Source organism: Labilibaculum euxinicum, assembly GCF_009795715.1.
Lineage (GTDB): Bacteria > Bacteroidota > Bacteroidia > Bacteroidales > Marinifilaceae > Labilibaculum > Labilibaculum euxinus.
The window spans coordinates 167,494-179,924 of sequence record NZ_WTCR01000011.1 but is presented as its reverse complement, the minus strand read 5'-3'; the positions used below and the strand labels follow the sequence as shown (position 1 = coordinate 179,924).

Below are 12,431 nucleotides of genomic sequence, written 5' to 3'. Positions count from 1 at the left end.
TTTCTACTTCTCTCATTATTAATTTTTCTTGTTCTGGTGCGCGATTGTATCGCGTTAAAAAACTCATTGAACCTCAGTTCTCTGTGGTGAGAATTGTTTAACCACAGAGGTCACAAAGCAACACAGAGAAAAAGCATTGTGTTTTATCCTTTGCTCACCGGTCTAAAGCACGGTGCAGATGATGGTTTGTGTTCCTTGCTTTTTTCTTGTTCCTTTCTACTTCTCTCATTATTAATTTTTCTTGTTCTGGTGCGCGATTGTATCGCGTTAAAAAACTCATTGAACCTCAGTTCTCTGTGGTGAGAATTGTTTAACCACAGAGGTCACAAAGCAACACAGAGAAAAAGCATTGTGTTTTATCCTTTGCTCACCGGTCTAAAGCACGGTGCAGATGATGGTTTGTGTTCCTTGCTTTTTTCTTGTTCCTTTCTACTTCTTCCTTGTACCTTATTTTTCCTGGAGCTTGAAAATTGTATCCCTTTAGGGGTAATTCATAACTTATCATTCCTAATTTATAATTGATTTAGCTTCGGTCTGATCCGCTGTCTGTAAATCTGACTTTTGCTGTATTTATCGTGAAATTTCGATCGCAAAAGGATGCGCTCTTCCAAGGGCAATTGAATAATTTCAGCACACTCATCGGTACAGCACCCTTTATAATGATCGCGGCATTCGTTGCACTGAATAAAGAGCAAATGGCAATCGTTGTTGGCACAATTGGTGTGAGTATCGCAGGCTTTTCCACATTGGTGACACTTGGCAATAACTTCTTCGTTGATGCTTTCGCCCAACCGCTCATCAAACACAAAATTCTTTCCTCTGAATTTAGATTCCAGCCCAAGCTGTTTTATTTCCTGTGCATAGGCAATTATGCCGCCATGCAATTGGTTTACATCTTCGAAACCGTGATGCTTTAAGTAGGCGCTGGCTTTTTCGCAGCGAATTCCTCCGGTGCAGTAAAGTAAAACTTTCTGATCTTTTTTATCCTTCAAATCATCAACCACAATGTCTATTTCCTCGCGAAAGGTGTCGGCATCGGGGCAAATCGCATTTTCGAAATGGCCAACTTCACTTTCGTAATGGTTGCGCATATCTACCACGATAGTATCGGGATGACTTACCTGCTCGTGAAACTCAAGCGGAGAGAGGTGATTTCCCACATTGGTAACATCAAATGCATTGTCGTTCAACCCATCGGCAACAATTTTCGGACGCAGTTTTACTATTAACTTGTAAAACGATTTCCCATCATCTTCAACAGCCCATTTTATGGGCATATCCTGCAATTCCGGCAAGCTGTTTAAGTGAGAAAAGAACTCTTCCAAATGGTGTTCGGGCATGCTCATTTGTGCATTAATTCCTTCGCGGGCAATGTATATTCTTCCTTTCCCTTTCAATTCAAACCATTTCTGATACAGTTTATCACGAAACTCTTGTGGATTTTCAATAATCACATATCGGTAAAAGGAAAACGTTTTTCGGCTAAAGTTTTCGTTCTCAAGTTGTTTCTTTAGTTCTTCTTTGCTAAGTTTATTGTGAAGCAGCATTTTGTTATTCTAATTTAGAATTAATAAACTTTGCAAAAGTAATGGTTTTTTACATTCAAACAAGCATGAAAAAGACTGGCAGGGTATAAATAGGACATGTTAGTCTTAAATTACTATGTTTGCAGAATCATTTTAACAAGAATTTATGGAAAAGAAATTTCTGATTGTAGGACAGGGAATAGCAGGATCTTTACTTGCATATGATATGTACAGGGCCGGACTTAATTTTACGATTGTTGCGAGTCCCGATAAAAGTGCTGCTTCCAATGTTGCTGCGGGAATGTATAATCCGGTTGTTTTTAAGCGGCTTACCAAAAGCTGGATGGTGGATGATGTGTTGCCTGTTATGACAAAAATGTATCAGGATTTGGAGAATGACCTGGGACACCGGTTCTTGTTCCCGATGGATATTATAAAGCCTTTAGCGGATAATGAAATCAAAATGTGGGAAGAACGGATGGCAGACGGCAGCTTCTCCGATTATCTTGTGGGGATGGGAAGTAATTCGATTGGGAAAGGCTTTAAGGATTTTGATTCTTATGGACGGGTAACCAACTCCGGCTATCTCCTTTTGGGCAAATTGCTGAAAAAGCTGCATAAGTTTTTTAAATCGAAAGGACTTTTAGTAGAGACAAACTTTAAGTATAAGGATATTGGGTTTATTGATGGGGGGATTACCTGGCATGGATTTTCAGCTGAGACCATTGTTTTTTGTGAAGGACATCACGCTGTTGAAAATCCTTATTTTAAGGGTGTTGGTTTTAACCCGACCAAAGGGGAATTGTTGGAAATTGAGTGCGAAGGTTTATCCGAAGATTATATTTTTAATAAAAACCTATTTGTTATGCCACTTGGGGAGAATCGGTTTAAAATAGGAGCAACCTACGATTGGAAAAATCAGAACGAGGAGATTACCCTCGAAGGCAGAAAGGACTTGATGGGGCGTTTGGATAATTTAATTTCATTGCCCTACACGGTTGTAAATCATTGGGCTGGGATACGTCCAACCGTAATCGATCGTCGTCCGGTTTTAGGAACACATCCGTTTCACAAACATGTGGCAATTTTTAATGGATTGGGTACCAAAGGAGTGATGTTGGCACCTTATTTTGCCCGCGAAATGGTTCGCTTTCTTTCGGTTAACGATTATCCTCTTGCCAAAGAGGTTGATATTAGGCGGTTTTTATAAAATAGAAATCACTTGATCTCAGTTTTGTTTAGTAATCTCTTTGTCAATTTATTTTCCCAGGGAAGAGCCGAAAACAGTTCCATGAAAATGAAATAGCTGTAAGCAGAGATGATATTCTTGCCTACAGCTGCAGATTTTTTCTAAAGATTAGATGCGAATTTTCACAACCAGTTTTTTAACCTTTGAGTTTTCAACATTCTTAATGCAAGGGCAATGAAGATCATCTGGAAAAAAGATGGCAAACATTCCTTCTGTTAGTTCGAAAAGAGTTGAATCGTTTTTATAAAATGCAACATCTTTCTCATTGTTTACTGTATGAGGAATTTGGTTACTTAAAATACTAACACCCATTAATTCTGTTCCCGAAATTACATACTGAATGTCGATGTGTTCGAAATGACTTTCCAATTTGCAATCTTCCAGATTTTTTGTGTTGTACTCCTGAACAAGAGCAAAAACATTTTCTCCGTCAATTTCATATTTCCCCACCTCGGTAGTTAGCAGGTCTGTACTGTTGATGTATTCAAATGCCTTGGCAATTCGCTCACTTACTCCAGCGTAAAGCTGCGAGTTTTCAATTTTATCTATTATCATTTTTCAATTTTTTTCCAAAGTTCGAAATAATCTTGTAATGTAGGTGTTGAATATAAGTTTTTTTGATGCAGATTTTTTCGCGAATTGGTGCAGATGGAGTAGGCAGAATTGTTTGGAATACAAGATTCTGATAACTGAGATTATGCTTTGTAATGGTGATTGATCTGTTGAAATGTGTTTACTGAGAAAAAGAGGGTGTCCGAAAAGTAAAGTTTCCCTTGGAAATGTCATGTTGAGCGAAGTAGAAACATCTGTTATTCAAACATAAAGATTCTTCGGCAAGCTCAGAATGACAATGAAATTGAACTTTTCGGACACCCTCTTTGTACATTTATTGTCAGGAATGCCCCATCACAACAATCCGGATAATCTTCATATTAAGAACAAGGAACCGATAGGTTTGATAGAAGATTTCTTTGCGCCAAAATTTGGTGGTTTTGGTTGGCATTGGGGGATAGGCTTCTTCGTAATAACCCCTTCTTTTTGTAGTATTCATGGTATATCTGTTTTAACAAATTCGACTTTATTTTACTCAGGTAGCAACCACCAAAACGGGTATCCTTTAGCTTTGTGCAGAAACATATAATGCATGGTCCATTTTAACCAATGCCCGGCTAATCCGGGTTCTCCCATGGTATATTTAATACTTCGTCCCCATTCAGGATATTTGTCCCAATCCTGCACAATAGGATAAACGGTCATGGTTGCTGCGGAACCTTTGGTCATGCCAAATCCTGCCGATACAATACAAGCAGCACCCATTTTAGCCATCGAAGCTCTGTGTTTTAATTCGTGTTCGCCTTTTTTCACCAAGTTTACAATGTTCAGGGCAACCACTTTACCCGATACGCCCGACGGCATTCCGGTGCGTGGCGGAGCAGGGAAAATGGCCGTTCCGTTTTTGCTCTTCATTGGTTTAGAAATGGAGTGAGGAGGAGCAAATGCAATTCCCGGGGCAAATATGTTTGGATAAGTAGGATTGCGGTATGTTTCGGGCCAATCGGCAGCTTTCCATTCCTCAAAATCTTTTGCGGTGTAATCGGCATCAACTTTGGTGAAGCCGTTGGGAGCAAAAATAGTGGAGGTGATGTCCTCGTTGTTTTTATCGAAGGCTTTTAACCCAACCCCCGAAAAGCCGGGAATCAGCATCGAGAAATCGAATGCAACGGAATTTTTTTCACCATCGAGAGTTTCGTAATTTGCTTTTCCGGGTTCAATTTCAAATACGCCAGCACGTTTAATCCATCTGATTCCGTTTTCAATTAAGAAGGACTCAGCAAACACTTTGGTTGAAGTGATGTAACCGCCACGTTTAATAAAGGCGCCACCCATTCCAAAATCGCCCAATTCGTATTCGTTGGTGATCCAAATCAATTCTGCCAAATGTTCCAGTTTCCGTTTTCTTATTTCGTAGGAAACATTTAAAATGTACTCGAAGGCAGCTCCTTGGCAGGTTGCCATCGAATGGCCTGTTCCAATAAGAAAGGTTTGTTTTTCGCCGGCCTCCATTTTTTTGAAGCAAGCTTGTAGTTTTTCCCATGCATGAATGGCATGATCGCAGGAGCAAACAGATTCTGTATTTTTACCGGGACCTAATCCCGGAGTGCCTTCAAAATTAAGTTTCGGTCCGGTAGCATTTACCAGATAGTCGTAATCAACTTGTTCCGTTTCTCCTTTTTTTTCTGGATCGGTGTATTCAATGCTTACAAATCCTTTGGTAATTTCCTGATTGCCTTCCGGATGAATTGATACTGCTTTGGCTTGCTTAAAGTCGATTTTCCATTTGTCGTATACTTTTTTGAGCTTGAACCTAACCTGATCAACTTTCATTCGTCCGACACCAACCCAAATGTTGGAAGGTATCCACTGGTAATAACTGTTTGGAGAAACAACAACAACTTCGTGTTGTTTTCCAAGCTTTTTTCTGATAAAGGCGGCAGCGGTATGTCCGGAAATACCTGCTCCTAAAACAACGATTTTGGCCATAATTTATTTGAATTTAGGGTGTATTTTGGTAGTATATGATTCAAATACAATCTGTCTAAGAAAAGGAAATGTCAAACATTCAGTTTTCTTTTGTTAATTATCTAATTTAAAGAATAATATTCAGATATCTAGATGTGTTTAGCATTGTTTTAAGTCATTATATGCTGATATATATCAACTTGCATTGCAGAATGTATGAGATGCCTTGCTTTTATTGGGGTTTTATATCGGATAAATTTTGTTTAGAATCTTTATAAACTTGTGATTGTCTAAAGTAATACCAATTTAATTTCCAAAGTATCTTTAAATAAAATGGTATAATTTCCAACTTGATCAAGGCAAAAAGTAAAAGATACCTGAGTTAGCTGGTATCTTAGTAAAACAGGATGGAAAAAATCAAGATTCTCATAATTTTTAAATTAAATGCATTACAAATTGACAGGAATTTTGTATCGATAAAATTCTTAATTACATAATATTTCTTCATCTGATTGTATTGTCACACTAAAAATTCACATTCAAAGAAATAAAGCTTATTTTCACAAGCTGTAAGATAATTTTACGATTACTATATAAAAGAGCAAAGAACATGATGGACCCCAGAATAGAGAATCTGAATGTGAGTGAAGAGCAGTCTATTATTACTCCAATAGAACTTAAAGAATTATATCCGCTTAGCGAAAAACACATCGAAACCGTTAATAACGGACAGACTACGATTAAAAACATTTTAAATGGCAGTGATAAGAGAATACTTGCTATTGTTGGACCTTGCTCTATTCATGATATTAAATCGGCAAAAGAGTACGCTCAAAAACTGAAAGTGCTGGCTGATGATTTACAAGAGGATTTGTTTATTGTGATGCGGGTTTATTTTGAGAAACCCAGAACCACAGTGGGATGGAAGGGTTTGGTGAATGATCCTTACATGGATAATTCCTGCAGGATTCAGGAGGGTTTAAAGCAGGCTCGGGAGCTTCTGGTGTACATTGCAGAACTTGGATTGCCGGCTGCCGGCGAAGCATTGGATATTGTTACTCCTCAGTATATTCAGGATCTGTTTTCGTGGACCGCGATTGGTGCCCGAACTACCGAATCGCAAAGTCACCGAAACATGTCAAGTGGCTTGTCTTCGGTTGTTGGCTTTAAAAACGGTACCGATGGGAATATTGATATTGCCATAAATGCAATACAGGCTGTTGCATCTCCTCATAATTTTGTGAGTGTCAATCCTGAAGGAAAAGTGGCTGTGATTCGTACCTTAGGAAATCCAAACACCCATATCATACTTCGAGGAGGTAAAAAGCCTAATTTTGAAGCAGAATACATTGCTGCGATTGAAAAAAAACTGTCTGATCTGCAAATTGTGCCAAGAATAATGGTCGATTGCAGTCATGCGAACTCTTCTAAAAAAGCCCAAAAACAGGAAATTGTTTTAGCCAGTCTGGCTGAGCAAATTGCCAGAGGGAATGAATCCATTATGGGATTTATGATCGAGAGTCATTTGAATTTTGGCAAACAGAGTATTCCTGATGATCAATCAAAATTAAAATATGGGGTTTCGGTGACTGATGAATGTCTTGATTTTGAATCTACAGAGCAAATTTTGCGGGATTTTTGTGCGAAGATAAAATAATACACTTCAAAAAAATAAAAATCCCGATCTGCAATTGCAAATCGGGGTTTTAAATATTTTAGGCTAAGAGAGTCTTACTTTTTTTTTCTTCGATAAGAAGGATAATTTTCGGGATGTATGAGTGCCGAATAGAATAAATTCTATTCTGTTGATAGTTCCAGAAGTTTAAGAACTGTATTCCAGTTACGGGTTGTGGCTTTCACTTTTAGCTTCGATTCGAAAAACTGATTGCTGAGCTTCGTTTTGTGATACTGCCCCGGGCAGTATATAAATACATCTTTATCGATAATTTGAAAACGATCCGGTTCAAAGCTTAATTCACTGATAGCTTCGCTTAATTCTATTTTTGGAATTTCACTTAGGAAGGTGAGGTAAAGACACTTATTTTCATAAGAATCAGTATACGGATTTGACAGAGCTGATTGCTCCCATTCGTTTTGTGTCCTCACTATTACAGGCACTTCGAAACCGTATTTCTCCAAAATGGCATCTTCTAATTTTGCTTCAAGTATAGAATTGGAGACGTTTTGATATTCAAAAATTACATTTCCGCTTTGAATGTAGCTGATACAATTTTCAAACCCCAATTCAGAATACAATTCTTTAAGATCTGCCATCAGAATTTTACGTTTGCCACCCACATTTATTCCTCTTAAAACAGAAATGTACTTTACTCTTTTACTCATAGGGCTTCAGGCTTTTATAGAAGACAACTTGATCATTGTGTTATTTCGTCATGCATTTGTAATTTAGCCTTTTCGTAAGCTTCCAAAAGGCGTTCCGGAACCAATGAAGGTCTCTGTTTTTCAAGATTGTAAAAGCAACCAGCTTGTTTTCCTTTGCAATAAATTATATCACCGGAAAAAATCTCAAAATCCATTTCCCATTTGCTGGATCCCAGATTTTTAATTCTGCACGTTCCCCTTGGATGATCCTGAATGGTTAACGGAACTTTGTAATGTGCTTCTGTTTTAATTAAAATAGGGGAAATATTGGTGGCTATCATTTCATTATATGGAAAGTGCTTCTCCAGAAACAAATGTCTTAAATCTTCAAACCATCTGATGTATACAATATTACTTACAATTCCCATTGCGTCAATATCATAGGCCTTAATGCCTATTTCCATTTCAACGATCATTACATTTGCCGACATTATTTTTGATTGTTAGGTGTTTGTGCTCGCGAGTCTAAAAATACATATTTGATAGTAATAATGAAATACAATAATTTGGATTTAAATCACATTTACGTCTTATTCAGAAAGTTTTTCCTGTGATTGTCCTAAGAGTTTAAGACCTTCTAAAGCAGAAGGATCACTTGGGAAATACCAAAGACTTTTTTGAAATAAGATGAGAGCCTCCCGGCTTTTGCCCATTCTATAATTGGTCCATGCAAGCATAATGAGTGCATCGTAACTAAAAGGATACAGGTCAACTACCTTTTTAAAGTGCTGAAGAGCTTTTTCATAGTCTTCCCGACCATAAAAAATAAGACCTAAGCGGTAATTGGCAACGGTTTGGTTGGGGGATATATTAAGAATTTCTTTGTAAATATTTACAACTTCGTCCCATTTTCCAATGGCTGCTTTGGGTAATACCAATCCAAATTTTGCTTCTTCGGCATATGGTTTTAAATTTACTGCCCGTTGATAATGAGAAATGGATTCATTAAATACACCAGCCTGATAATTGAGCCAGCCTAAACGCAAATTAATTTCATACGAATTCTCATCATATACTGCTTTTAGCTGATCTATGGCATGAGAAAAATCTCCTTCCTTCTCATATTTATAACTCTCTTCGAACGCCATGCCTGTAGTCTTAAAATCCTGACCTGTTGCGCTGTTAAATAGCAGGATGACGAATAGTAAAGAAAATATACTGCGTTTTGAATTTTCTAGAAGTTCCATTTGATTCCTCCGATTATTGATTGGACATTGATGTTCTGACTATTCAACTCATCATTTATGGTATAATTATTTTTTTCTTTCTGATTTTGCCAGATCAGGAACAGATTAAGTTTCCCTTTGAATAGATACTGATAAATCGAAAGCTCTTTTCTGTTTTTTACAAGATTAACGCCGTTGAAAACAGAATATCCCTGATTTTCGATCTGTTTATACAAATCGCCAAAAGTATATCCTGCACTTGCCCAGGTATTTTTTGCAATTCGAAAGCCTGTTCCTGTTTTCCAGTATTTTCTGTTGTGCCAGGTACTTGTTTGTTCTTTTTCCATTTGATTGGTAAAACTACCGGTTAAGTATAAATTCGTGTTTCCCAATGGATAATATCGGAGTTCAATTTCTTGCTGCCAGCGTGTTTCATTATTCATTGAAGAGTACAGTACACCTAACTCAAGTTGTAAATTCGATATTTTTTGCTGCAGACCGAGGTAGGCAATAAAACTGTTTTGTTTGAAAGAGTAGGGATAAAGTTCTGTGCCTTCATCCGTAATTACCGGATCAGATTGATTGCCGCTGCCCCCGGGGCCGTTCCCGTTTCCAGCTTTTACCTGAGGTTCAATTGCTGCGACTTCATTTTGTACACTTAGGGGATTGCCGTCTATTTTTGTTGTTAACCAATGTCCGGCAAGTATCAATTGACTTCCCCAATCCAGTTGAACAGAACTTTTTAAGTAATACTGATTTTGGGTAAGATCTTCATCGAAAAAGTAGGTTTCGCTTACAATGGAATTCTTTACATCCACATGACTAAATGCCTGAAATAGTGAAACTCTATCGCCCAACTGATGATTCAGTCCAATACTATAGTGCAGAAAGTCTTTGCGAACAGTCTGTTCCTGCAATTGATCTGAAACAATTGCATAATCATCCAATATTTCATGTTTAATTTCTGAATAGATAGCCGAAATAATTTTTGTTTTACCGATGTTATATTTCTCCGATGTAGACTGGGCTAATTTGTTCTGCAATCGGATTGCATCTTTTTCCTGTCCTCCTAAAAGATATGAGAAGTACAGATATTCTTTTATAATGGCATCTTCGCCATTTTGCAGGTATAACTGATGAAAAAGACCCGCTGATTTTCTGTATTTTTTTAGTTCATAGTAAGCGATAGCTATACGGTACTGCAGATAATAAAAATCAATTCCCTGCTTGTTGGCTTTTTCACCTTCAGTAATCAATTGTTTCCATTGCCCTTTTTGAAACAGAGCAAAGCTTTCCTTATCTACCTGTGCAACACTAAGCTTTTTCTGTGAGTTTGCCGATAGACCAAGAAAAATTGCCAAGATTAATATGCTTGCATGTTTCCACATTTTATTTCGATTAGTTTACCATTTCTAATAATTTTTATCTGAAGAGAAGCACCATCTTCAATCTTTATTTCACTTGTTAGATGTTCTCTTTTGGTCGAATATCCACACTCTATTTTAGATGAGAGTTCAATTTTTTCGGAGTTGATTCCTTCCTTTTTGTTTTGATATTTTAATTGATAGTTGGACTGCAGATAAATGTAAAAGGGAGCGATGAAATCCTGCAGGAAAAGCTTTCTTGCACTGAAAACCTGATTCGGAGGAATTTCAGCTGTTACATTCAGATCTTGATAATATCCCAAATAAACTTTATAACAAGACAGATAGAGATAGTAGAGTAGAGAGCGTTTATTGCCCAGATAGTTATGGAATTGTAAAACATTTGCCTCTACACGGAAAAATGCTTTTGAGTTGGTTTGCAAACATTGAATGTAAGTGTTTCCAATAGCATCGGACTTGACTTTAAAATCCCAGTTTTTTTCCAAAATTATCAGTTTTGAATCGAGACCGGATTCAACGGTTAACGTAAATTTCTGTCCGGTCTGAAATCCCAATGCCTGCGACAATAACGGATGGATTTCTCCCCGTAATAGCTTTGTGTTTGTTGTCGGTTTCGTATACGATTTTAGAATTACATCTTTGCCCAACCGTTCTATATAATGCGAAAGAGTTATATCCAATGTTGCAGATCCAGTATAGGGTGTAGCCTGAAATTGAAAGTGAAGATGAGGGTAGGGTGATCTTCCTGAATTACCGCACAATCCTAAAACTTCTCCTTTTTTAACAAGATCTCCCTTTTTTACTTTAAAACTGTTTTCTTTAAAATGACTCAATTGCGAAAAAAGACTGTGGTTGTGACGAATCACCAAAGAGTTGCCCCAATTCTGATTTAAATTCACCTGTCCAATTTTATTATCGGGAATACCATCCAGAATATTTACAATCTCACCATCTGCCGGACATAGTATAGTTTTGTTGTAGCAGTAGTAATCTTCAACAAAATCGCCGTCGTTTTTGTATTGCTCATCCTCATCATTAAGTATTACGAAATCCCAGGCATGGCGCCATTCATTCTTATGTGTGTATTCACCTTCATGGGCTTGGCTTACCGACCATTCTCCAATAAACGGAAGTTGAAAATCAGTAAATACATTTGCCGATAAACGTTGGGCATTGCTTTTGAAATAGTACAAATTCTTCTCAGGAGAGTTGTGCTGCACTTGTACTTCCTGCAATTTTTCACTTGGCTGATACCGTAATTTTAGAATGTACAGGAAAAGAAGAGTCACCGCATTAAATGGCAGTGCATAAACCGATAATCGATAAGGAGCAAACCAATGCACACTGCTGAGTGTTGTTAAAACAACTATTGGCAGTAATAGAATAATCCAGAGATAAGAATAAGGGGATGGGATGAGGTAGAAAGCACCCAGAGCAATTGAAGTAAGAATAAAGTTAAAGCCGATAAAAGTATAGCCCAATCCGCTAATATTTACATCAATAAGAATATAAAAAAAGTAGGCGATATAGAATCCTAAAATGGCGAATGTAAAGGCAATTCGGGAATAAAAAAGCAATCCAATCAGGATCAGTAAACCAGCCAGCCAATTGCTTTGAAAGAAAATAGCTCCCAGCGATTTTAGAAATATGGATACTGATTCATGTATTTCCCAATTTTGAATAAAATGATAGACATTCACCAGTTTTTGACCGCCAAGGCTGAATATTTCGTTGGCCTGATAAATGCCCCGCTCACTAATTCCCAATGAGGTTAAATCACTGCTTGCCAGCATAATCATCCAGATGCCCAGCAAAAAAGGAACACTTAAAAAGGGCAGAGCGTATTTGGCGAGCACACCCTGCAAAAATAAACAGATGAATAAGGTGAGAATGGATGACAGAATCACCAAAACAGCTATTTCGAGTCCCGGCTGAAAATATAAACCGATGCCTAGTCCTACCAGCAGACTATTAAATCCATAGCTTCCATCTTTAATGTAGTAGCTAGAGAAACCCATTTTACCGGCAACTAAATTTGCTGTTAAAATGGAAATCAGACCTGCTGTTCCGGCCCATGGATCGAAAAAACTAACCACCAAAAGCAGCACTGCAAAGGCTTTGTTTCGTGAGAAAAATACCTGAGCGTAGCTGTTTAGTGTCGCTTCACCTAAAAATAGTATGTTCTGTTTAAGCTCTTTCATTA

The 12,431-nt window shown here is 37.6% G+C and carries 11 protein-coding genes; 2 read left to right on the top strand and 9 right to left on the bottom strand.

Going from position 1 to position 12,431, the window contains the following annotated elements; translation table 11 throughout:
• Positions 1 to 512: 512 nt before the first annotated feature.
• On the bottom strand, positions 513 to 1,547 hold the full coding sequence (gene trhO / locus GQR60_RS15120; RefSeq protein ID WP_124993729.1) for an oxygen-dependent tRNA uridine(34) hydroxylase TrhO: 1,035 nt from the start codon (positions 1,545 to 1,547) through the stop codon (positions 513 to 515).
• Between the two features lie 145 nt (positions 1,548 to 1,692).
• On the opposite strand from trhO, the gene GQR60_RS15115 reads away from it, so the two are divergent.
• Positions 1,693 to 2,736 carry an NAD(P)/FAD-dependent oxidoreductase gene (locus tag GQR60_RS15115; protein ID WP_124993728.1) on the top strand — a complete coding sequence of 348 codons (1,044 nt, stop codon included), beginning with the start codon at positions 1,693 to 1,695 and terminating at the stop codon, positions 2,734 to 2,736.
• 147 nt (positions 2,737 to 2,883) lie between these two features.
• Here the strand turns inward: GQR60_RS15115 and GQR60_RS15110 are convergent, their stop codons facing one another.
• The 3 genes from GQR60_RS15110 to GQR60_RS15105 all read right to left on the bottom strand — a co-directional run bounded on the left by GQR60_RS15110 (position 2,884) and on the right by GQR60_RS15105 (position 5,316).
• On the bottom strand, positions 2,884 to 3,330 hold the full coding sequence (locus GQR60_RS15110; RefSeq protein WP_124993727.1) for a YhcH/YjgK/YiaL family protein: 447 nt from the start codon (positions 3,328 to 3,330) through the stop codon (positions 2,884 to 2,886).
• 337 nt (positions 3,331 to 3,667) lie between these two features.
• On the bottom strand, positions 3,668 to 3,826 hold the full coding sequence (locus GQR60_RS19990; RefSeq protein WP_180327202.1) for a hypothetical protein: 159 nt from the start codon (positions 3,824 to 3,826) through the stop codon (positions 3,668 to 3,670).
• A 32-nt stretch (positions 3,827 to 3,858) separates the two neighbouring features.
• Complete coding sequence (locus tag GQR60_RS15105) at positions 3,859 to 5,316, bottom strand: NAD(P)/FAD-dependent oxidoreductase (RefSeq protein ID WP_124993726.1); 1,458 nt, start codon at positions 5,314 to 5,316, stop codon at positions 3,859 to 3,861.
• Between the two features lie 589 nt (positions 5,317 to 5,905).
• Between GQR60_RS15105 and GQR60_RS15100 the strand changes: the two genes are divergently transcribed.
• Positions 5,906 to 6,952, top strand: a complete 1,047-nt coding sequence (locus tag GQR60_RS15100; protein WP_306597684.1) for a 3-deoxy-7-phosphoheptulonate synthase — start codon at positions 5,906 to 5,908, stop codon at positions 6,950 to 6,952.
• Positions 6,953 to 7,092: 140 nt separating this feature from the next.
• Here the strand turns inward: GQR60_RS15100 and GQR60_RS15095 are convergent, their stop codons facing one another.
• The 5 genes from GQR60_RS15095 to GQR60_RS15075 form a co-directional block, all read right to left on the bottom strand.
• A complete protein-coding gene (locus GQR60_RS15095) occupies positions 7,093 to 7,638 on the bottom strand; it encodes a DUF1697 domain-containing protein (protein WP_124993725.1) in 546 nt (181 codons plus the stop codon).
• Between the two features lie 32 nt (positions 7,639 to 7,670).
• Positions 7,671 to 8,108, bottom strand: a complete 438-nt coding sequence (locus tag GQR60_RS15090) for an acyl-CoA thioesterase (RefSeq protein ID WP_124993724.1) — start codon at positions 8,106 to 8,108, stop codon at positions 7,671 to 7,673.
• A 99-nt stretch (positions 8,109 to 8,207) separates the two neighbouring features.
• Positions 8,208 to 8,864 (bottom strand): tetratricopeptide repeat protein, encoded by a 657-nt coding sequence (locus GQR60_RS15085; RefSeq protein ID WP_225441431.1) that lies wholly within the window; start codon positions 8,862 to 8,864, stop codon positions 8,208 to 8,210.
• Complete coding sequence (locus tag GQR60_RS15080; RefSeq protein WP_124993723.1) at positions 8,852 to 10,231, bottom strand: tetratricopeptide repeat protein; 1,380 nt, start codon at positions 10,229 to 10,231, stop codon at positions 8,852 to 8,854. The genes GQR60_RS15085 and GQR60_RS15080 overlap by 13 nt, the downstream gene beginning before the upstream one ends.
• Positions 10,207 to 12,429: an urea transporter gene (locus GQR60_RS15075; RefSeq protein WP_124993722.1), complete on the bottom strand. Its 2,223-nt coding sequence runs from the start codon at positions 12,427 to 12,429 to the stop codon at positions 10,207 to 10,209. Before GQR60_RS15075 ends, GQR60_RS15080 begins: the two co-directional genes overlap by 25 nt.
• Positions 12,430 to 12,431 lie beyond the last annotated feature (2 nt).